The organism is Type-C symbiont of Plautia stali, from assembly GCF_059730935.1.
Genome location: NZ_AP035923.1, coordinates 3,544,589 through 3,563,755 on the forward strand (window position 1 = coordinate 3,544,589; position 19,167 = coordinate 3,563,755).

Sequence of the window (19,167 nt, forward strand, 5' to 3'; positions counted from 1 at the left end):
ACCACAGCCCATTTCCCGCCTTAGCGCCCGCGCCCCAGCGGCACAATCATTGGCGTATGCGCCACCGGATCCTCAACAATCACACAGCGTAATCCGTACACCTGCTCAATTAGCGCCGGCGTCACAATCTCGCCAGGCTTGCCCTCGGCAATGATCTTCCCGTGACGCATGGCGATCAGATGGGTGGCGTAGCGGCAGGCGTGATTGAGGTCGTGCAGCACCACCACCAGCGTGCGGCCATGCTGCTGGTTGAGCGTCTGCATCAGCTCAAGCAGCTCAATCTGGTGGGTAATATCCAGCCAGGTGGTGGGCTCATCCAGCAGCAGCAGCGGCGTCTGCTGCGCCAGTACCATGGCAATCCACACGCGCTGACGCTGCCCGCCGGACAGGGTATCGACCGCCTGTTGCGCCAGATCCGCCACGCCGGTGGCCAGCATCGCCTGCTGCACCGCCGCTTCATCCTCCGCGCGCCAGCGGCCAAACAGTGACTGATGCGGATAACGTCCGCGCGCCACCAGCTCGCTCACGCTGATGCCCGCCGGTGCGTTCGAACTCTGCGGCAGCAGGCCAAGGCGGCGCGCCACCTCTTTGGTGGGATAACGTGCAATCGCCTCGCCGTCCAGCAGCACGTCACCTTTCAGCGGCGCCTGCAGGCGGCTGAGGGTGCGCAGCAGGGTGGATTTACCGCAGGCGTTAGGGCCGATAATCACGGTCAGCTCCCCTTGCGGAATCGCCACCGAGAGATTTTCCGCCACCACTTTTTTGTCATAACCCAGCGTCAGGCCTTCGCCATACAGCCGTGAAGGAATATCGATCATTGGCGTCGCGCCTCCCGCACCAGTAACGCAATCAGATAGAGTCCGCCCAGGCTGACGGTGATCACGCCAACCGGCAGTTGATAAGGCAGGAACAGATGCTGCGCGGCATAATCGGCGGCGCACAACAGCAGCGCGCCGCACAGCGCTGCCAGCCACAACGCGCCTTTTTCCCCGCCGCTCAGCCGGCGCGCAATCTGCGGGGCCAGCAGCGCCACGAACGAGATCGGCCCCGCCAGCGCGGTGGACGCTGCGGTCAGCAGCACGCCCAGCAGCATCAGCCACAGGCGGCTGCGCTCCACCGGCACGCCGAGCGCGCAGGCGGTGTCGTCGCCCATCTCCAGCAGACGCATGCGGCGCGTTAACAGCGCCACCAGCAGCAGTGACAGCAGCAGCACCGTCACCACCGGCGGCGTTTTCGCCCAGGTGATGCCGTTGAGCGAGCCGGCGCTCCACAGCCCGGCGCTGAGCGCCGACTCCAGCGAAGCGCTGATAATCAGCCAGGCATTGAGCGCCATCAGCAGCGCGCGCACGCTAATGCCCACGATGATTAACCGAAACGTTTCCACCCCGTTGCGCCAGGCAAACAGATACACCAGCGCAGCCGTCGCGATACCGCCGATCAGCGCGGCCCCGGTCATCGCGGTAATACTTTGATTGAACAGCACCAGCGCCACCAGCACACCGCTATAAGCGCCGGTATTGAAGCCGAGGATATCCGGGCTGCCGAGCGGGTTACGCAGCAGCGACTGAAAAATTGCCCCGCTGACACCCAGCGCCGCACCGATCAGCAGCGCCATCAGCACGCGCGGCAGCCGCCACTCCACCACAATCAGCTGCACGTTGGCCGCTCCCTGCCCGCGCAGCGCCTGCCACACCTGCTCCGCCGTAACCGGCAGCGCACCGCGCGTCAGCGCCAGCCACGTCAGCAGCGCACACGCTAATAGCAGCCAGCCGCCATGCAACCAGGCACGCCGCGTCATAGTCCACCTCGCCCGCGCTGGCGCCGTACCAGCAAAATCAGCATCGGCGCGCCAAGGATGGCGGTCACTATTGAGACACGCAGTTCGCCTGCCACCATCATCCGCCCCAGAATATCCGCCGCCAGCAGCAGCGCCGGGGTGATCAGCGCCGTCGCCGGCAGCAGCCAGCGGTGATCGTTGCCCACCAGCCAGCGGGCAAAATGCGGTGTCATCAGGCCGATAAAAGCGATCGGCCCGACGGCGGCGGTCGCCGCGCCGCTCAGTAAGGCAATCGCCAGCAGGCCCAGCAGTTGAGTGCGCACCACGTGCGTGCCCAGCGCCGCCGCCATATCGCCGCCCATGCTCAGGCTGTTCAGCGATTGCGCCAGCCCCAGCGCCAGCGCCGCACCGGCCAGCACCGCCGGGCTCAGGGTGCGCAACACGCTGAAATCGCGGATATCCAGCGAGCCGCTCTGCCAGAAGCGCAGGTGATCGTAAATGTCCGGATTGAGCAGCGACAGGCCGGAGGTTAAGCCCTCCAGCACCGCCGCCAGCGCCACGCCCGCCAGCGTCAGACGCACCGGATTGACGCGCCCGCCGCCCATCGCGCCAATCACCGTCATCAGCAATGCCGCCAGCAGTGCGCCGCTGAAGGCCAGCGTCAGCCACTGCAGCGGGGAGTCCGCCCCCAGCAGCGCGATGCCGAGCACGATGGCAAAACCGGCACCGGCGTTCACACCCAGAATGCCCGGCTCGGCCAGCGGATTACGCGTCAGGCTCTGCATCAGCGCGCCAGCCAGCCCCAGCGCCACACCCGCCAGCAGACCGGCCAGCGTGCGCGGCAGGCGCGCATCGCGCACGATGATGCACTCCGCGCTGGAGCAGGAGGCGGTGAGAGCGTGATACACATCGGAAAGCGGTATTGATTTGGCACCCAGCATCAGACTGAGCGCCATGAGGAGCAAAAGCAGAATCCCTGAGCCTGCTAATGCACGGATCTGGCGCATAGCGTTCTAAACCTTCACTGTTCGACGTCGTTGCGGTGCAACGTAATGTGATAATGATATTTGTTATCGTTATTACTCGCGTTTGCCTATGTTACCATGAGTCGCCTCGCGGATGATGAGGAAAATTGGTGCAAAAAGGCGAAACAATGAACAAACCCTCTCACTTTATCGATCTCTCACTGCTGAAAACCCACGCGGCGTTTCGCGCGGTATTTATTGCGCGTTTTATCTCGATTGTGGCGCTCGGCATGCTGGCCGTTGCCGTACCGGTGCAGATTCAGCAGATGACCCATTCACCGCTGCTGGTGGGCCTCGCCGTCACACTGTCCGCTGCCGGCATGTTTACTGGCCTGCTGACCGGCGGCGTGCTCGCCGATCGCTATGAGCGTAAGAAGTTGATCCTGTTTGCCCGCACCACCTGCGGGCTGGGCTTTGTCGCGCTGGCGATAAATGCCGCGCTGCCCGCGCCTTCGCTGCTGGCGGTCTATCTGCTGGGCTTGTGGGACGGCTTTTTCGGTGCGATTGGCGTCACGGCGCTGCTGGCCGCTACGCCAGCGCTGGTGGGGCGCGAAAACATCATGCAGGCCGGTGCCATTACCATGCTGACGGTGCGCTTCGGCTCGATTTTATCGCCGGCAATTGCTGGTGTGGTAATCGCGCACGGCGGCGTGCTGTGGAATTACGGACTGACCGCCTTCGGCACGCTGCTGACGGTGCTGACGCTGCTGCAGCTGCCTGCGCTGCCCCCGCCTCCGCAGCCGCGCGAGCATCCGCTGCGGGCGCTGGCAACCGGCGTGCAGTTCCTGTTTGCCAGCCCGCTGGTCGGCATGGTGGCGCTGACCGGTGCGCTGGTGACGCTGGCCAGCGCCATCCGCGTGCTGTACCCGGCGCTGGCACCGCACTGGTCAGTCAGCGCCGACCAGCTCGGTATGCTGTACGCCGCCGTGCCGCTCGGTGCCGCCGTGGGCGCATTTACCAGCGGCAGGCTGAAACAGGCGGCGCGCCCGGGGCGGCTGGTGCTGGGCAGTGCCGTGGCCGGTTTCGTCGCCCTGGGCCTGTTCAGCCTGATGCCGACGCTGTGGCTGGCGCTGCTGTGTCTGGCGGGCTTCGGCTATTTCAGCGCCATCAACAGCCTGGTGCAGTACGCGATGATTCAGTTGCTGACGCCAGATCATCTGCTGGGCCGCATCAACAGCCTGTGGACGGCGCAGAACGTGTGCGGCGATGCCCTCGGTGCCGCGCTGATTGGTGCCCTCGGTTCGTGGCTGTTACCGGCGCAGGCTGCCGCGGCGTTTGGCTGTGCCGCGACACTGCTTGGCGTCATGATGTGGCTGATGATGAAAGGATTACGGCGCTATCAGGCGCCCGCGCCCGTGCTGGCGCAGCAAACATCATGATTTGACGAACAGCTGATGCAGACGCGTCAGCAGATTGCTGGCGCTGTAGTAATCCAGGCGGAAGGTGTCGATACCCAGCGCATAGACCTGCTTATCGCGCACCGCCGCGTTTTGTGCCAGGAACGGGTTGCTCAGCACTGACTGCGCGGTTTTGTCATCGCCGGCAAACAGCAGGAAGCTGTGACCGGTCAGGCTGGCGGCGAGATTCTCGCCCGAGAGCTGAATAATGTCTTTGCGCTGGCCCATGCTGTGCCCCTGTTGCGTGCCGGCCGGCGGCTGCGCCAGGGTAAAACCGAGCTGCTGCAGCAGTTTGCCCTGCGCCGATGCGGCGGTCCACAGATTTACCGCCCGGCCATCACCGTTCCATACCATCGCGGAGACCGGCTGCGGTGGCAGCGTAATGGCCTGCTTCAGCGCCGCTTCGCGATCGTCGAACTCTTTTACGCGCTGCGCTGCCTGTGCTTCATGGCCGGTGGCCTGCCCCAGCAGCGTAACCACATCCTGCCAGCTCTTATTGTCGTAGTTGACCACCAGCGTGGGGGCAATGGCGGACAGCTGACTGACCAGCTTCAGGGCGGAGTCATTACCGGTGGCGCTGACGATGATCAGATCCGGGGATTGCGCCGCAATCGCCTCGGCGCTCGGCTCACCAATGTATAGCCGCTTAACGTGGCGCTGCTTTGCCACCTCGCCCCACTGACGGAAGAAGCCCTGATCGTCGGCCAGGCGGCTTTTCGGCGCGGTCGCGCCTGAGGCGATGACCGGCGCGTCAATCGCCAGCAGCGAGCCGGTCAGCGTGACGCTGGTGGAGACAATGCGCTGTGGTGCCTGGTTAAGCGTTACCGTTCCGGTCGCGCCCTGTACGCTGCGCGGCCAGCCCTGGTCGGCCCGCGCTGTCCCTGACAGCGACTGGAAAATGAACAACAGGACAGCCATGCCCCATAAACCGCATTTATTCATAAGTTTTGATCCACCTTTTAGCTTAATGCCTGGCCCGGCGTCAGCCGCCGCTTACGTCTGACAGCACGGTAAATCCCGCGAATGGATTGACTCTTTGCCCCTTTCGACGTAGGTTACAGAGCCATAATAAAAATGATAATCATTCTTAATATTCTTATCATTTATAGGTGAAAATTATGGTGGAAAGCTCCACGTTTGAAAATGCCTGGCTGAAGGATTTTTCCGCGCTGTGCCGCGGTTTCCTTTTCACCTCGCCATGGCGCAGCCTGGCCACCCAGGGCTGCTATACCACGATCAACACGCCGGTGGGCGATGCCGCGCTGCTGCAGGGCGACTTTCAACAGCAGCTGCGCCAGCACTTTGCCGCGGCGAAAAAGCAGGGGATCGTCAATCCGCTGCTGGTGGGCGCGATTCCGTTTGACGTTAGCCAGCCAGCGTCGCTGTTCATACCCGAATCCTGGCAGAGCTTTAATCGCGCCGACCTGCAACAGGCGTTACCGGCGCAGCAGAGCGAACTGCCGGCAGTGCGGCGGCGGACGGCAGTACCGGATCACGCAGTGTTTACCCGCATGGTGGCCGACGCCGTTGCCACCATCCAGCGCGGCGATCCGGACAAAGTGGTGCTGTCGCGCCTGATGGATATCGTCACGGAGCAGCCGGTCGATACCGCCGCGCTGATGCAGCGCGTGATCGCGCAAAATCCCAATAGCTACCATTTCCATCTGCCGCTGGCGGAAGGCGGCGCGCTGGTAGGCGCCAGCCCGGAACTGATGCTGCGCAAACAGGGGCGCGATTTCTCCTCCTGCCCGCTGGCCGGCTCGGCGCGGCGCCATCATGACGACGTCAGCGCCGATCGCGCGGCAGGTAACACCCTGATGGCGTCAGCCAAAGATCGCCACGAACATCAGCTGGTGACCGACGCGATGCGCAGCACGCTGCAGCCGCGTAGCCGACTACTGTCAGTGCCTACCGTGCCGTCGCTGATCACCACCGCCACGCTGTGGCATCTGGCGACGCAAATCGATGGCGAAGTGCAGGATGAGCGCGAAAACGCGCTGTCGCTGGCGGCGCTGCTGCACCCAACCCCTGCGCTGAGCGGCTTCCCGCACGCCCGCGCACAGCAGCTGATTCAGCAGCTCGAACCCTTTGATCGCCAGCTGTTTGGCGGCATCGTCGGCTGGTGCGACAGCGAAGGCAACGGCGAATGGGTGGTGACCATTCGCTGCGGAACGGTAAACGGCACGCGCGTGCGGCTGTTTGCCGGCGCTGGCATCGTCGCCGACTCACAACCGGAATCAGAATGGCGTGAAACGGGTGTGAAGCTGGACACCATGTTGCGCGCTTTTGGACTGCAATAAAGGAACAAGCATGAGCATTCCCTTCAGCCGCTGGCCGGCACATCTGGCCGCGCGCTACCGCGAAAAAGGCTACTGGATCGACGTGCCGCTGACCGACATCATCGACCGCCATCGCGAAAACGACGCTATCGCCGTGATCGACGGCCCTTTGCAGCTCAGCTACCGCCAGCTGGCGCAACGCAGTGATAATCTGGCGGCGGCGCTGCAGCGGCGCGGTTTACAGCGCGGTGACACGGCGCTGGTGCAGCTCGGCAACGTAGCGGACTTTTACGTTACGCTGTTTGCCCTGTTTAAGCTGGGCGTGGTCCCGGTGTACGCGCTGTTCAGCCATCAGCGCACTGAACTGCTGGCCTATGCGCAGCAGATTGCACCGAAACTGCTGATCGCCGATCGCCAGCACGCGCTGTTTGCCAGCGACGACTTCATCGCCACGCTGTGCGAGGCGCAGCCCACGCTGCAGCAGGTGATCCTGCGTAACGACGCGCAGGCGGAAAATACGCTGGCGTCGCTGCAGGATGAAGCGGCTGGCGATTTTGTCGCGACACCGACGGCCGCCGATGAAGTGGCGTTTTTCCAGCTCTCCGGCGGCAGCACCGGCACGCCGAAGCTGATTCCGCGCACCCACAACGACTATTACTACAGCATCCGCGCCAGCGACGAGATTTGCCACATCAACGCCGACACGCGCTATCTGATCGCCCTGCCCGCGCCGCATAACTTTGCCATGAGTTCCCCCGGTTCGCTCGGGGTGTTCTATGCCGGCGGCCAGGTGATTCTCGCCGCGGATCCCAGCGCCACGCTCTGCTTCCCGCTGATTGAGCAGCACCAGGTGACCGATACCGGACTGGTGCCGCCGGCGGTCAGCCTGTGGTTGCAGGCGATTCAGGAGTGGGGCAGCAATACAGCGCTGGCCTCGCTGCAGCGCATTCAGGTGGGCGGAGCCAAACTGGGCGAAACGCTGGCCGCACGCATTCAGCGTGAAATCGGCTGCCAGCTGCAGCAGGTGTTTGGCATGGCGGAAGGGCTGGTTAACTACACGCGCTTCGGCGATGACGAGCAAACCATTCTGACTACCCAGGGGCGTCCGATTTCGGAAGATGACGAAGTGTGGGTGGCCGACGAGAACGGCAATCCGCTGCCGCCGGGCCAGGTGGGTCGCCTGATGACGCGCGGCCCTTACACCTTCCGGGGCTACTACAACAGCCCGGAGCACAATGCCGCCAGCTTCGATGCCAACGGTTTTTACTGCTCAGGCGATCTGATTGAGATCAACGCTCAGGGTTACATCACCGTACAGGGACGCGAAAAGGATCAGATCAACCGCGGTGGCGAGAAGATCGCCGCAGAAGAGATCGAAAACCTGCTGCTGCGCCATCCGGATGTGATCCACGCCGCGCTGGTGTCCATGCATGACGAGCTGATGGGTGAAAAGAGCTGTGCCTTCATTGTGGCGCGCCAGCCGGTGAAACCGGTCGCGCTGCGCCGCCATCTGCGCGAGCTGGGCATTGCCGAATTCAAACTTCCCGACCGCATTACCTGCGTCGACGCCCTGCCGCTGACTCCGGTGGGCAAAGTGGATAAAAAACGTTTACGCCAACAGCTTGCTGAGCAGACGCAAGCCTGATTTTTTCCGGAGATTGTAATGGCTATTCCAAAACTGACGTCTTATGCGCTGCCCGCCGCCACTGAGCTGCCGGCTAACAAAGTACAATGGGCGCTGGAGCCGCAGCGCGCGGCGCTGCTGATTCACGATATGCAGGCCTATTTCCTCAACTTCTGGGGCGAAGACAGCCCGCTGGTGAATCAGGTGGTGGAGAACATTGCCCGCCTGCGCGCTTACTGCAAAGCGCAGGGCATTCCGGTGTTCTATACCGCCCAGCCCAACCAGCAAAGCGATGAGGATCGCGCGCTGCTGAATGATATGTGGGGACCGGGGCTGAACAAACATCCGGATCAGCAGAAGATCGTCGACGCGCTGGCGCCGGATCAGGATGATCAGGTGCTGACTAAATGGCGCTACAGCGCGTTCGTGCGCTCGCCGCTGGAATCTATCCTGCAGGAGATGGGCCGCGATCAGCTGATCATTACTGGCGTGTATGCCCACATCGGCTGCCTGACCACCGCTACCGACGCCTTCATGCGTAACATCCAGCCGTTTATGGTGGCCGATGCGCTGGCCGACTTCTCGCGCGACGAGCATATGATGGCGCTGACCTACACCGCAGGCCGCAGTGGCAAAGTGGTGATGACCGCCGACCTGATGCCGCTGCCACAGAGCAAGGACGCGCTGCGCGCGCTGATTCTGCCGCTGCTGGAAGATGATGACGTGCCGGAAGATGATGAAAACCTGATCGATTATGGGCTGGATTCGGTGCGCGTGATGGCGCTGGCGGCGCGCTGGCGTCAGGTGCACAGCGATATCGACTTCATCAACCTGGCGAAAAACCCCAGCATTGATGGCTGGTGGGCGCTGCTGTCACGGGTACCAGCATAATGAGCGCCTGTTTTGATTTCAGCGGAAAAATTGTCTGGGTGACCGGTGCCGGTAAAGGCATCGGCTATCACACCGCGCTGGCGTTCCATCAGGCCGGTGCGCAGGTGACCGGTTTTGATTTGCACTTTGGCCAGGATGACTATCCGTTTGCCACCTGCCAGCTGGACGTCGCCGACAGCGCTGCGGTGCGCGATTGCTGTCAGTCACTGCTGGCCAGCCAGCCGCGGCTGGATATCCTGGTGAACGGCGCGGGTATTCTGCGCATCGGCAGCACCGATGCGCTGTCGTTTGCTGACTGGCAGGCGTGCCTCGCCGTGAACGCCGGCGGCGCGTTTAACCTGTTCCAGCAGACGCTGCCGGTCTTCCGCCAGCAGCGCGCTGGCGCGATTGTCACCATCGCCTCTAACGCCGCGCACGCCCCGCGCCTTGGCATGTCAGCCTATGGCGCGTCCAAAGCAGCACTGCGCAGCCTGTGCCAGACGGTTGGCCTTGAGATGGCACCGTATGGCGTGCGCTGCAATATTGTCTCACCGGGATCAACCGATACCGATATGCAGCGCAGCCTGTGGCATACGCCGGAAGCCGAGCAGGAGATGATCAACGGTTTCCCGGATCAGTACAAACTGGGGATCCCGCTGCGTAAGATCGCCCAGCCGCAGGAGATCGTGAACAACATCCTGTTTTTGGCCTCGGATCTTGCCAGCCACGTGGTGCTGCAGGATATTGTGGTGGACGGTGGCGCAACGCTGGGAGCCTGAGGCATGGCAATCTGGAAACGTACGGTGGATCTCGCCACGCTGAATCAGCTGGGCGATAACTCGCTGGTGGCGCATCTGGGCATCGTGTTTACCGCGATCGGTGACGATTATCTGGAGGCCACCATGCCGGTAGACAACCGCACGCAGCAGCCGTTTGGCCTGCTGCACGGCGGCGCGTCGGTGGTGCTGGCGGAGTCGATGGGCTCCATTGCCGGTTACCTGAGCGTGGAAGAAGGTAAAAGCGTGGTGGGCATTGAGGTGAGCGCCAGCCATCATCGGGCGGTGAGCAGCGGCGAGGTGCGCGGTGTTTGTCGTCCGCTGCATCTGGGGGCGCGCAATCAGAGCTGGCAGATTGAGATACGCAATAGTCGCGATCAGCTGTGTTGCAGTTCGCGGCTGACGGTGGCGGTGCTGGGGTAGGTTTGGCTCCGCTGCGGCCTGATGCCCTCACCCTGCCCTCTCCCACGGGGAGAGGGAATGATGGTGCGGCCTGGTGCTTTCTCCTGCGGGGAGAGGGAATGTTTGTGCGGGCTGGTGCTCTCTCCCACAGGGAGAGGGATGATGGTGCGGGCTGGTGCTCTCTCCCACGGGGAGAGAGAATGTTTGTGCGGGCTGGTGCTCTCTCCCACAGGGAGAGGGATGATGGTGCGGGCTGGTGCTCTGCGCTAAGCAGCAATAAAAAAAGCGGCCATCTGGCCGCTTTTTTTGCTGACATCAACGCTGATAAATGATCTCGACGCCTTCGTCGTCGTCTTCATCCCAGTCGTCATCCCAGTCTTCGTCTTCTTCCACTTCCTGAGCATTTTCCAGCGCTTCACGGTGGTAATCATCCCACATAAAGGCCACTTTCTCTGGCTGCTTCGCTTCTTCTTCCGCTTCTTTTGGATTCGCGATGATAAAGCTCATCACATCCCAGCACAGCTCATTGACACCATCACGGCTGGCAGCGGAGATCAGATAGTATTTCTCATCCCAGCCCAGCGCTTCGGCAATCGCTTTAGCGCGGCTTTCCGCCTCTTCACGGCTCAGCAGGTCGGTTTTATTGAATACCAGCCAGCGCGGTTTCTGGTACAGCTTGTCGCTGTATTTCTCCAGCTCGCCGAGAATGATGCGGGCGTTCTCTACCGGATCGGATTCGTCGATTGGCGCGATGTCGATGAGGTGCAGCAGCACACGGCAGCGCTCCAGATGCTTGAGGAAGCGAATTCCGAGACCCGCGCCTTCCGCTGCGCCTTCAATCAGGCCGGGAATGTCGGCGACCACGAAGCTCTTTTCGCTGTCCATACGTACCACGCCGAGGCTTGGCACTAAGGTAGTGAACGGATAATCCGCCACTTTTGGCTTCGCCGCTGATACCGCGCGGATAAAGGTCGATTTACCAGCGTTAGGCAGACCCAGCATACCCACGTCTGCCAGCAACATCAGTTCCAGCTGCAGGTCGCGCTTCTCGCCCGGCGTGCCCATGGTTTTCTGACGCGGCGTACGGTTCACGGACGATTTGAAGCGGGTGTTGCCCAGACCGTGCCAGCCACCCTTCGCCACCATCAGCTTCTGCTCATGGCGCGTCATGTCGCCCAGCGTTTCGCCCGTGCCCTGATCGATCACGCGCGTACCCACCGGCACTTTAACAATGATGTCTTTACCGCGTTTACCGGTACAGTCACGGCTCTGGCCATTCTGGCCGCGTTCGGCGCGGAAAGATTTTTCGAAACGATAATCGATCAGGGTGTTGAGGTTTTCATCCGCCAGCAGGTAAACATCACCGCCGTCACCGCCGTCACCGCCGTCCGGTCCCCCTTTGGGAATGTACTTCTCGCGGCGGAAGCTGACGCAACCGTTGCCACCATCACCCGCGACCACCAGGATCGTCGCTTCATCAACAAACTTCATTTTTTATCTCCGTCACACTGTCGTTTGCGCCACGCTGCGGGCGACAAACGGGTCCGCCAGGGTCTTCTGCGCTGACCGGCGGCGGATAATACAGGATTGGCAAAGCTATGTGTACATAAAGTGTACAGCAAACTGAGGCGCAAGGTCAGCGTGATTGCCGTAACCTGCGGCAGAATGTAAAAAGCCCCGCAAAGCTGCGGGGCCTTTCATTCGTGTGTTCAGACGTTAATCGTCTGCGGCACAACAACCTTACTCAGCAACGATGCTGATGTATTTACGGTTGTTAGGACCTTTAACTTCGAATTTAACTTTGCCGTCTGCGGTAGCAAACAGAGTGTGGTCACGACCACAACCTACGTTGTTACCGGCGTGGAATTTGGTACCACGCTGACGAACGATGATGCTACCTGCCAGAACAGATTCACCACCGAAACGCTTAACACCCAGACGTTTTGCATTGGAGTCGCGACCGTTACGAGTCGAGCCACCAGCCTTTTTATGTGCCATTTGTCAGATCTCCTCTTACGCGCTGATCACAGTGATTTTCACATCAGTGAACCACTGACGGTGACCAGCTTGCTTACGGTAGTGTTTACGACGACGAAACTTAACGATTTTAATTTTCTCGCCACGACCGTGAGCAACAACTTCTGCCTTGATCACACCGCCTGAAACCAGTGGCGCGCCGATTTTCACGTCTTCGCCATTTGCAATCATCAGAACCTGGTCGAACTCGATGGTTTCACCGGTTGCGATGTCCAGCTTTTCCAGGCGAACGGTCTGACCTTCGCTTACTCGGTGTTGTTTACCACCACTTTGGAAAACCGCGTACATATAAAACTCCGCTTCTGCGCATGCCTTTCTGTTCATCAGGCGGCGCGATAAATATTCACAATAGGGCGCGAATTCTACGCAAAACTCCAGCAGAAGACAAGTGCACTTTGCACTCTCTTGCAGAAAAAAAGCGCAGGACGAATGCAAACGTTTCTCAACCCGATTTTTCAAGTACAATCAGTAACAGATTACCTGAACTCACGCTGGGTAAAAGCGCTTACCATGCAGAAAACGAGTCAAAGCTGAACAGACGAATGAACTTAGAACAGATTAACGAATTAACCGCGCAGGACATGGCGGCCGTCAACCAGACCATCCTCGACCAGCTGAATTCAGATGTCTCACTGATTAACCAGTTGGGCTATTACATCATCAGCGGGGGAGGCAAACGCATCCGTCCGATGATCGCGGTGCTGTCAGCACGCGCGCTGAATTATCAGGGATCGCTGCATGTGACCAATGCGGCGCTGATCGAATTTATCCACACGGCGACGTTGCTGCACGATGATGTGGTGGATGAATCCGATATGCGCCGTGGCAAAGCCACCGCTAATGCCGCGTTCGGCAATGCGGCGAGCGTGCTGGTCGGGGATTTTATCTATACCCGCGCCTTCCAGATGATGACCAGCATGGGATCGCTGAAGATCCTGGCGCTGATGTCCGAAGCGGTGAACGTGATCGCCGAAGGGGAAGTGCTGCAGCTGATGAACTGCAACGATCCGGATATCACCGAAGAGAGCTACATGCGGGTGATCTACAGCAAAACCGCCCGCCTGTTTGAAGCCGCTTCGCAGGCTTCGGCTATCCTCGCGGAGGCCACGCCGGCGCAGGAGAAAGCGCTGCAGGATTATGGCCGCTATCTCGGTACGGCGTTTCAGCTGATCGACGATCTGCTGGATTACAGCGCCGACGGCGAGACGCTGGGCAAAAATACCGGTGACGATCTGAGCGAAGGTAAGCCGACGCTGCCGCTGCTGCACGCCATGCACAACGGCACGCCCGAGCAGGCGCAGATGATCCGCAAGGCGATCGAAGAGGGTAATGGCCGTCATCTGCTGGAGCCGGTGCTGGCGGCAATGCAGCAAACCGGTTCGCTGGAATGGACGCGCAAACGCGCCGAAGAAGAGGCGGATAAAGCCATCGCCGCGCTACAGGCACTGCCAGAAACGCCGTGGCGCAGCGCGCTGGAAGCGCTGGCACACATGTCGGTGCAGCGCGATTTCTGACCTGCTACGGGGCCGTCCGGCCCCGTTTTTATTTCTCCCCCCTGCTCTGCCGGTCTGATTACATTCCCTTGCAGCATTTTTGCGAAAAACTGCGCAGTTTCGTGCACAGGCAAAACAATTACTGGAAACATATGGAAATTATTTGCTATAAAAATCCGGATTTTTCCAGTTATCTCTGCGCAGGAGAGCCACAGCGCTGCAGAGATGGAGCACTAACACGGACACGGAGAAGAGAGTTATGCATGCAAGGAGAGAAGACTGGCATCCGGCAGATATCATTGCGGCCCTGCGCAAGCGCGGTACGTCACTGGCCGCCCTGTCACGTCAATCTGGCCTCAGTTCATCGACGCTGGCCAACGCGCTGTCACGCCCCTGGCCTAAAGGTGAATGGCTGATCGCCACGGCGCTGAAGGTCCATCCTTCCGAGATCTGGCCCAGCCGCTATTTTGATCCGGTCACACAGCGTCTGCTGGATCGTAAAAAGCGCATTCGATCGCCCCAGGATCTGAAAAAGATCGTCTCACGCGGGTAAAGCAAAAAAAAACCAGCCACGCTGTCGTGACTGGTTTTCATGCCTGGCAATCAGGACAAAGGATTACTCGCCGCTGACGCGCTCGATGTTGGCGCCTAACGCTTTCAGCTTGTCTTCAATGTGCTCGTAGCCACGATCGATGTGGTAGATACGATCCACCAGCGTCGCACCTTCAGCAATGCAGCCTGCCAGTACCAGACTGGCTGACGCACGCAGATCGGTCGCCATCACCTGCGCGCCGGACAAAGTTTCAACACCGTGACAGATAGCGGTGTTACTTTCGATTTCGGCGTGCGCACCCATACGAATCAGCTCAGGGATGTGCATGAAGCGGTTTTCGAAGATGGTCTCGGTAATCACGCCGGTGCCTTCAGCCACCAGGTTGAGCAGCGTGAACTGCGCCTGCATGTCGGTCGGGAAACCCGGGTGCGGTGCGGTACGGATGTTAACCGCTTTCGGACGCTTGCCGTGCATATCCAGGCTCACCCAGTCTTCGCCGACTTCAATCTCCGCACCCGCGTCACGCAGTTTCGCCAGCACGGCGTCCAGCGTGTCTGGCTGCGCATTGCGGCACACCACTTTGCCGCGCGAGATAGCGCCGGCCACGAGGAAGGTGCCGGTTTCGATTCGGTCCGGCAGCACGCGATAGACGCCGCCGCCGAGGCGCTCAACGCCCTCGATGGTGATCTTGTCGGTGCCGGCGCCGCTGATTTTCGCGCCCAGCGTGTTAAGGAAGTTTGCCGTGTCGACAATCTCCGGTTCACGCGCCGCGTTTTCAATGATAGTGGTGCCCGTCGCCAGCGTTGCGGCGCTCATGATGGTCACGGTCGCGCCCACGCTGACCTTATCCATCACAATGTGCGCGCCCTTCAGGCGGCCATCCACAGAGGCTTTAACATAGCCCTCTTCCAGTTTGATCTCGGCACCCAGCTGCTCCAGGCCGGTAATGTGCAGATCGACCGGACGCGCACCAATCGCACAGCCGCCCGGCAGAGAAACCTGGCCCTGGCCAAAACGCGCCACCAGCGGCCCCAGCGCCCAGATGGAGGCACGCATGGTTTTCACCAGATCGTACGGCGCACTGAAGACATTAACTTCGCGCGCATCAACGTGGACCGAACCATTGCGTTCCACGCGCGCACCGAGCAGGCTCAGCAGCTTCATGGTGGTATCGATGTCACGCAGCTTCGGCACGTTCTGAATCTCTACCGGCTCTTCAGCCAGCAGCGCAGCAAACAGAATCGGCAGCGCAGCATTCTTCGCCCCGGAAATGGTCACTTCACCGCTTAAACGGGTGGGGCCTTGCACACGAAATTTGTCCATTAACACGGCTCTCAATTATCTATCAACAAAACAGCCAGAGTGGCGCTTAGAAACCGTTGAGTTTACGGTCGCGCGCCCACTCGGCTGGGGTATAAGTCTTGATGGACACCGCATGAATACGGTTATCCGCAATGTATTCCATCAGCGGCGCGTACACAGCCTGCTGTTTCTTTACGCGGCTCAGCTCGCCAAACATTTCGCCCACGGCAATGACCTGGAAATGGCTGCCATCGTTGCTGAGGACATGTACTTCTTCTAACGGCAGCGCCTGCATTAGCACGGCCTGAACTTCACTATTTTCCATCGCTCATTGCTTCACTTGATAATAATAAGGCGGATATCTTAGAGGAAAGCGCCTGACTCTTAAATACGCAAAAGCCCCTGAAAAAATCAGGGGCTTTGTCAGCAGCGCCGTTAATCAGGCGATTTGTTCCGCAGAAACAATAATCTGCTGCAGGTTGTACAGCTTGATTAACGAGTCGAGCTTATCGGTGATACCACTGAAAAGCGGCGTTGTGCCCTGCGCCCGCGCGATTTCGCGCAGATGCACCAGCAGCGCCAGCCCGGCAGAATCAACCCGGTCCAGCGCCGCCACGTCAATCGTGGTGATACCGGCCATGGCGCTGTCACGCGCCTGCCACAGCGCCAGCAGCGTATCGCGGTCCAGTTTGCCGCTCAGGGCCAGCGTGCTGGCAGTGCGCTGCCAGCGTAACGGTTCGCTCATTATTGCTGCTTGTCCAGGGTGATAGGCTGCGCGGCATAGGTTTTCAGCTGCGCAGTCAGGCCGTCGATGCCTTTGGTGCGCAGCAGATCGCTCCACTCATTCTGTTTGGTGGTGATCATGCTGATGCCTTCGGCAATCATGTCATAAGCCTGCCAGTTGCCGGTCTGGCTGTTCTTGCGCCACTGGAAATCAAGGCGCACCGGCGGACGACCGTTGGGATCGATGATGGTGACGCGAATCGCCACGATATTGGCATCGCCAATCGGCTGCTCAGGCTGAATCTGGTAAGTCTGGCCGTGGTACAACGCCAGCGCCTGACCATAAGCCTGCGCCAGGTAATCCCCGAACGCGGCAAAGTAGGCGTCGCGCTGCGCCGGCGTGGCTTCGCGGTAGTAACGGCCCAGTACCAGCGCCCCCGCGTATTTAATCTGCACGTACGGCAGCAGCTCCTGGCGCACGATTTCGCGCAGGTAATTCGGATCCTGCTTAATCTTCGGCTGTTCGTTCTTCAGGCGGGTAAAGGTCTTCTCCGCCGCTTCGTTCATCATCTTGTACGGATTGCTCTGGTTGGCGTCCGCTGCGTTTGCCGCCAGCGGCGCGATGGCCAGCAGGGCCACCATCAGGAAACGTTTTAACATCGTGTTGTACCTCTCTGGGTTATTCCGTTGTAGCAGGTGCTGCCGGGGCGCTCGCGCTGGCGGCGCCCGACGATTTCTCATTGTCCTTGTTGTCGCCGCTCTTGTAGAGGAACTGGCCGATCAGGTCTTCCAGCACCAGCGCCGATTTGGTATCCCGCAGCGTGCCGCCATCTTTCAGCATCGCCGAGCCAAGCTCCGGATCGTCAAAACCTAAGTTGAGCGCGAGGAACTGCTCACCCAGCAGACCCTGGGTGCGAATCGCCAGCGAGCTGGTGTCAGGAATTTTATTGGCATACTGTTCGCTGATGTCCATGGTGACGCGCGGCGACAGCGTTTTGTCATCCAGTGAAATGTCGGTGACGCGGCCAATCACCACGCCGCCAATTTTCACCGGCGAGCTGACTTTCAGGCCGCCGATATTATCGAAGGTGGCGTACAGCTTCCACGTTGGCTCGGTACCCAGCGATTTAAGATCGGCGACGCGCAGGCTGAGGAACAGTAGCGCCAGCAGCGCAGCCAGCATAAACACGCCAACCCAGATTTCGTTTTTTTTGCTTTGCATTGCATTAATTCCCAAACATCAGTGCCGTCAGCACAAAATCCAGTCCAAGCACCGCCAGCGAAGCATGGACTACGGTACGCGTCGTCGCGCGACTGATCCCTTCCGAAGTCGGGATGGCGTCATACCCATTGAACAGCGCGATCCAGGTCACCGTGATGGCAAACACCGCGCTCTTGATCAGGCAGTTGATCACATCGGTACGAAAATCCACCGCGTTCTGCATCGCCGACCAGAAAAAGCCCGGGTCGATGCCTTTCCAGGCCACCCCGACCAGCGCGCCACCGGCAATGCCCACCGCGGTAAAGATCAGCGCCAGCAGCGGCATACTGATAAAGCCGGCCCAGAAGCGCGGCGACACTACGCGGCGCAGCGGATCGACCGCCATCATCTCCATGCTGGAGAGCTGCTCAGTGGCTTTCATCAGGCCAATTTCCGCAGTGAGCGCCGAACCGGCGCGCCCGGCAAACAGCAGCGCGGTGACTACCGGCCCCAGTTCGCGCAGCAGCGACAGCGCCACCAGCATACCCAGGCTGGTTTCCGCGCTGTAAGTGGTGAGTACCAGATAGCCCTGCAGCCCCAGCACCATGCCAATGAACAGGCCGGAGACCACAATGATCAGCAATGACAGCACGCCCACGCTATACAGCTGCTTCACCAGCAGCGGCGCATGCTTACGAAACGCCGGTTTACCCACCAGCGCATGGAAGAGCATTAAGCCCGCCCGGCCAAAGGCCGCACAGGTGTTAATTCCCTGACGCCCAAATGACGCCAGTGCCTGTAACCACATCAGTTTAGCTTCTCCCTGTGCGGGTCAGATCGCTGAGGTAATCTCCGGCAGCGAAGCGGAACGGCACCGGACCATCCGCATGACCCTCAATAAACTGGCGCACGCGCGGATCGGGATTCTCCCTCAGCTGCGGCGCACTACCCTGAGCAATAATCTTTTGCCCGGCAACAATATAGGCATGGTCGGCAATGCTCAAGACCTCCGGCACATCGTGTGAAACCACAATGCAGGTGACGCCCAGCGAATGGTTGAGCTCATCGATCAGCTTGACCAGCACGCCCATGGTAATGGGATCCTGGCCGACAAAGGGTTCGTCGAACATGATCAGCTCCGGCTCCAGCGCAATTGCACGCGCCAGCGCCGCCCGGCGCGCCATGCCGCCGGAGAGTTCGGCCGGCATCAGCTGGGCTGCGCCGCGCAGTCCGACGGCTTCCAGCTTCATCATCACCGTACTGTGCAGCAATTCCGCTGGCAGCCGGGTGTGTTCGCGCAGCGGCCAGGCAACGTTTTCATAGACGTTAAGGTCGGTGAACAGCGCACCGGACTGGAACAGCATGCTCATTTTTTTACGCACGTCATACAGCTTACGGCGCGACAGCGTCGGAATGTTCTGGTCACGAAACCAGATCTCACCTTTGTCCGGCTGCAGCTGCCCGCCAATCAGGCGCAGCAGGGTGGTTTTACCGATGCCGGAAGGGCCCATAATCGCCGTGACTTTGCCCGCCGGAACGGTCAGCGAAATGTCGTCGAAGATGGTGCGATTGCCGCGCGTAAAACTGACGCCACGAACCTCAACCAGATTCGTTTGCTGCTGGATCATCATTACCTCTTTAAACGGATCGGGCGTAATTAACGTGGTGGATGGTAGCCTGGTAAACCACAATGCACGATAGTTTTACA

At 60.2% G+C, this 19,167-nt stretch carries 22 protein-coding genes; 8 read left to right on the forward strand and 14 right to left on the reverse strand.

What is annotated here, in order from left to right; translation table 11 throughout:
- Positions 1–20: 20 nt before the first annotated feature.
- The 3 genes from AC6I7J_RS16765 to fepD are packed head-to-tail and all read right to left on the reverse strand — an operon-like array spanning position 21 to position 2,784.
- Positions 21–818 carry an ATP-binding cassette domain-containing protein gene (locus AC6I7J_RS16765; RefSeq protein WP_058780378.1) on the reverse strand — a complete coding sequence of 266 codons (798 nt, stop codon included), beginning with the start codon at positions 816–818 and terminating at the stop codon, positions 21–23.
- Complete coding sequence (fepG, locus tag AC6I7J_RS16770; protein WP_021507718.1) at positions 815–1,798, reverse strand: iron-enterobactin ABC transporter permease; 984 nt, start codon at positions 1,796–1,798, stop codon at positions 815–817. Before fepG ends, AC6I7J_RS16765 begins: the two co-directional genes overlap by 4 nt.
- Positions 1,795–2,784 carry a Fe(3+)-siderophore ABC transporter permease gene (fepD, locus tag AC6I7J_RS16775; protein ID WP_031279737.1) on the reverse strand — a complete coding sequence of 330 codons (990 nt, stop codon included), beginning with the start codon at positions 2,782–2,784 and terminating at the stop codon, positions 1,795–1,797. Before fepD ends, fepG begins: the two co-directional genes overlap by 4 nt.
- Before the next feature lie 146 nt (positions 2,785–2,930).
- On the opposite strand from fepD, the gene entS reads away from it, so the two are divergent.
- Positions 2,931–4,181: an enterobactin transporter EntS gene (gene entS, locus AC6I7J_RS16780; protein ID WP_058774889.1), complete on the forward strand. Its 1,251-nt coding sequence runs from the start codon at positions 2,931–2,933 to the stop codon at positions 4,179–4,181.
- Here the strand turns inward: entS and fepB are convergent.
- Entirely contained in the window at positions 4,176–5,141 is a 966-nt protein-coding gene (fepB, locus tag AC6I7J_RS16785) for a Fe2+-enterobactin ABC transporter substrate-binding protein (protein ID WP_498006226.1), read from the reverse strand. The two genes, entS and fepB, sit on opposite strands and share 6 nt — an antisense overlap.
- 179 nt (positions 5,142–5,320) lie before the next feature.
- On the opposite strand from fepB, the gene AC6I7J_RS16790 reads away from it, so the two are divergent.
- From AC6I7J_RS16790 to AC6I7J_RS16810, 5 genes are read left to right on the forward strand one after another with little or no spacing between them, the layout of a single operon-like run.
- A complete protein-coding gene (locus AC6I7J_RS16790; protein WP_498007238.1) occupies positions 5,321–6,499 on the forward strand; it encodes an isochorismate synthase in 1,179 nt (392 codons plus the stop codon).
- A 10-nt stretch (positions 6,500–6,509) separates the two neighbouring features.
- Complete coding sequence (locus AC6I7J_RS16795; RefSeq protein WP_058780376.1) at positions 6,510–8,123, forward strand: (2,3-dihydroxybenzoyl)adenylate synthase; 1,614 nt, start codon at positions 6,510–6,512, stop codon at positions 8,121–8,123.
- Positions 8,124–8,141: 18 nt separating this feature from the next.
- A complete protein-coding gene (locus AC6I7J_RS16800; RefSeq protein WP_215800410.1) occupies positions 8,142–8,993 on the forward strand; it encodes an isochorismatase family protein in 852 nt (283 codons plus the stop codon).
- Positions 8,993–9,751: a 2,3-dihydro-2,3-dihydroxybenzoate dehydrogenase gene (gene dhbA / locus AC6I7J_RS16805; protein WP_058759589.1), complete on the forward strand. Its 759-nt coding sequence runs from the start codon at positions 8,993–8,995 to the stop codon at positions 9,749–9,751. Before AC6I7J_RS16800 ends, dhbA begins: the two co-directional genes overlap by 1 nt.
- Positions 9,752–9,754: 3 nt before the next feature.
- Positions 9,755–10,171, forward strand: coding sequence for a hotdog fold thioesterase (locus AC6I7J_RS16810; protein WP_058774892.1), 417 nt, complete (start codon positions 9,755–9,757; stop codon positions 10,169–10,171).
- A gap of 294 nt (positions 10,172–10,465) precedes the next feature.
- On the opposite strand, the gene cgtA is transcribed toward AC6I7J_RS16810, so the two are convergent.
- The 3 genes from cgtA to rplU all read right to left on the reverse strand — a co-directional run bounded on the left by cgtA (position 10,466) and on the right by rplU (position 12,475).
- Positions 10,466–11,641 (reverse strand): Obg family GTPase CgtA, encoded by a 1,176-nt coding sequence (gene cgtA, locus AC6I7J_RS16815; RefSeq protein WP_058759590.1) that lies wholly within the window; start codon positions 11,639–11,641, stop codon positions 10,466–10,468.
- A gap of 249 nt (positions 11,642–11,890) precedes the next feature.
- The gene (rpmA, locus tag AC6I7J_RS16820) at positions 11,891–12,148 is read right to left on the reverse strand and encodes a 50S ribosomal protein L27 (protein ID WP_006121751.1); all 258 of its coding nucleotides are present in this window, start codon (positions 12,146–12,148) and stop codon (positions 11,891–11,893) included.
- A gap of 15 nt (positions 12,149–12,163) precedes the next feature.
- A complete protein-coding gene (gene rplU / locus AC6I7J_RS16825; RefSeq protein WP_021507728.1) occupies positions 12,164–12,475 on the reverse strand; it encodes a 50S ribosomal protein L21 in 312 nt (103 codons plus the stop codon).
- A gap of 254 nt (positions 12,476–12,729) precedes the next feature.
- On the opposite strand from rplU, the gene ispB reads away from it, so the two are divergent.
- Both ispB and AC6I7J_RS16835 read left to right on the forward strand, forming a co-directional pair.
- Positions 12,730–13,701: an octaprenyl diphosphate synthase gene (gene ispB, locus AC6I7J_RS16830; protein ID WP_021507729.1), complete on the forward strand. Its 972-nt coding sequence runs from the start codon at positions 12,730–12,732 to the stop codon at positions 13,699–13,701.
- Positions 13,702–13,939: 238 nt separating this feature from the next.
- Positions 13,940–14,233, forward strand: a complete 294-nt coding sequence (locus AC6I7J_RS16835) for a helix-turn-helix domain-containing protein (protein WP_021507730.1) — start codon at positions 13,940–13,942, stop codon at positions 14,231–14,233.
- A 63-nt stretch (positions 14,234–14,296) separates the two neighbouring features.
- Here the strand turns inward: AC6I7J_RS16835 and murA are convergent, their stop codons facing one another.
- The 7 genes from murA to mlaF all read right to left on the reverse strand — a co-directional run bounded on the left by murA (position 14,297) and on the right by mlaF (position 19,087).
- Complete coding sequence (murA, locus tag AC6I7J_RS16840; protein WP_021507731.1) at positions 14,297–15,556, reverse strand: UDP-N-acetylglucosamine 1-carboxyvinyltransferase; 1,260 nt, start codon at positions 15,554–15,556, stop codon at positions 14,297–14,299.
- 46 nt (positions 15,557–15,602) lie between these two features.
- The gene (gene ibaG / locus AC6I7J_RS16845; protein WP_007886637.1) at positions 15,603–15,860 is read right to left on the reverse strand and encodes a BolA family iron metabolism protein IbaG; all 258 of its coding nucleotides are present in this window, start codon (positions 15,858–15,860) and stop codon (positions 15,603–15,605) included.
- A 114-nt stretch (positions 15,861–15,974) separates the two neighbouring features.
- Positions 15,975–16,280, reverse strand: coding sequence for a lipid asymmetry maintenance protein MlaB (gene mlaB, locus AC6I7J_RS16850; RefSeq protein WP_021507732.1), 306 nt, complete (start codon positions 16,278–16,280; stop codon positions 15,975–15,977).
- On the reverse strand, positions 16,280–16,918 hold the full coding sequence (gene mlaC / locus AC6I7J_RS16855; RefSeq protein WP_021507733.1) for a phospholipid-binding protein MlaC: 639 nt from the start codon (positions 16,916–16,918) through the stop codon (positions 16,280–16,282). Before mlaC ends, mlaB begins: the two co-directional genes overlap by 1 nt.
- Before the next feature lie 19 nt (positions 16,919–16,937).
- A complete protein-coding gene (mlaD, locus tag AC6I7J_RS16860; protein WP_021507734.1) occupies positions 16,938–17,480 on the reverse strand; it encodes an outer membrane lipid asymmetry maintenance protein MlaD in 543 nt (180 codons plus the stop codon).
- 4 nt (positions 17,481–17,484) lie between these two features.
- Positions 17,485–18,267: a lipid asymmetry maintenance ABC transporter permease subunit MlaE gene (gene mlaE / locus AC6I7J_RS16865; protein ID WP_021507735.1), complete on the reverse strand. Its 783-nt coding sequence runs from the start codon at positions 18,265–18,267 to the stop codon at positions 17,485–17,487.
- A gap of 4 nt (positions 18,268–18,271) precedes the next feature.
- The gene (gene mlaF, locus AC6I7J_RS16870; RefSeq protein ID WP_021507736.1) at positions 18,272–19,087 is read right to left on the reverse strand and encodes a phospholipid ABC transporter ATP-binding protein MlaF; all 816 of its coding nucleotides are present in this window, start codon (positions 19,085–19,087) and stop codon (positions 18,272–18,274) included.
- Positions 19,088–19,167: the final 80 nt, after the last annotated feature.

Coding starts and splice junctions, on each gene's coding strand:
- ispB (WP_021507729.1), top strand. CDS start 12,730: ATGAACTTAGAACAGATTAACGAATTAACCGCGCAGGACATGGCGGCC.
- mlaF (WP_021507736.1), bottom strand. CDS start 19,087: ATGATCCAGCAGCAAACGAATCTGGTTGAGGTTCGTGGCGTCAGTTTT.
- AC6I7J_RS16835 (WP_021507730.1), top strand. CDS start 13,940: ATGCATGCAAGGAGAGAAGACTGGCATCCGGCAGATATCATTGCGGCC.
- entS (WP_058774889.1), top strand. CDS start 2,931: ATGAACAAACCCTCTCACTTTATCGATCTCTCACTGCTGAAAACCCAC.
- AC6I7J_RS16800 (WP_215800410.1), top strand. CDS start 8,142: ATGGCTATTCCAAAACTGACGTCTTATGCGCTGCCCGCCGCCACTGAG.
- cgtA (WP_058759590.1), bottom strand. CDS start 11,641: ATGAAGTTTGTTGATGAAGCGACGATCCTGGTGGTCGCGGGTGATGGT.
- AC6I7J_RS16765 (WP_058780378.1), bottom strand. CDS start 818: ATGATCGATATTCCTTCACGGCTGTATGGCGAAGGCCTGACGCTGGGT.
- fepG (WP_021507718.1), bottom strand. CDS start 1,798: ATGACGCGGCGTGCCTGGTTGCATGGCGGCTGGCTGCTATTAGCGTGT.
- rpmA (WP_006121751.1), bottom strand. CDS start 12,148: ATGGCACATAAAAAGGCTGGTGGCTCGACTCGTAACGGTCGCGACTCC.
- AC6I7J_RS16795 (WP_058780376.1), top strand. CDS start 6,510: ATGAGCATTCCCTTCAGCCGCTGGCCGGCACATCTGGCCGCGCGCTAC.
- AC6I7J_RS16810 (WP_058774892.1), top strand. CDS start 9,755: ATGGCAATCTGGAAACGTACGGTGGATCTCGCCACGCTGAATCAGCTG.
- mlaC (WP_021507733.1), bottom strand. CDS start 16,918: ATGTTAAAACGTTTCCTGATGGTGGCCCTGCTGGCCATCGCGCCGCTG.
- dhbA (WP_058759589.1), top strand. CDS start 8,993: ATGAGCGCCTGTTTTGATTTCAGCGGAAAAATTGTCTGGGTGACCGGT.
- ibaG (WP_007886637.1), bottom strand. CDS start 15,860: ATGGAAAATAGTGAAGTTCAGGCCGTGCTAATGCAGGCGCTGCCGTTA.
- mlaE (WP_021507735.1), bottom strand. CDS start 18,267: ATGTGGTTACAGGCACTGGCGTCATTTGGGCGTCAGGGAATTAACACC.
- mlaB (WP_021507732.1), bottom strand. CDS start 16,280: ATGAGCGAACCGTTACGCTGGCAGCGCACTGCCAGCACGCTGGCCCTG.
- rplU (WP_021507728.1), bottom strand. CDS start 12,475: ATGTACGCGGTTTTCCAAAGTGGTGGTAAACAACACCGAGTAAGCGAA.
- fepB (WP_498006226.1), bottom strand. CDS start 5,141: ATGAATAAATGCGGTTTATGGGGCATGGCTGTCCTGTTGTTCATTTTC.
- fepD (WP_031279737.1), bottom strand. CDS start 2,784: ATGCGCCAGATCCGTGCATTAGCAGGCTCAGGGATTCTGCTTTTGCTC.
- mlaD (WP_021507734.1), bottom strand. CDS start 17,480: ATGCAAAGCAAAAAAAACGAAATCTGGGTTGGCGTGTTTATGCTGGCT.
- murA (WP_021507731.1), bottom strand. CDS start 15,556: ATGGACAAATTTCGTGTGCAAGGCCCCACCCGTTTAAGCGGTGAAGTG.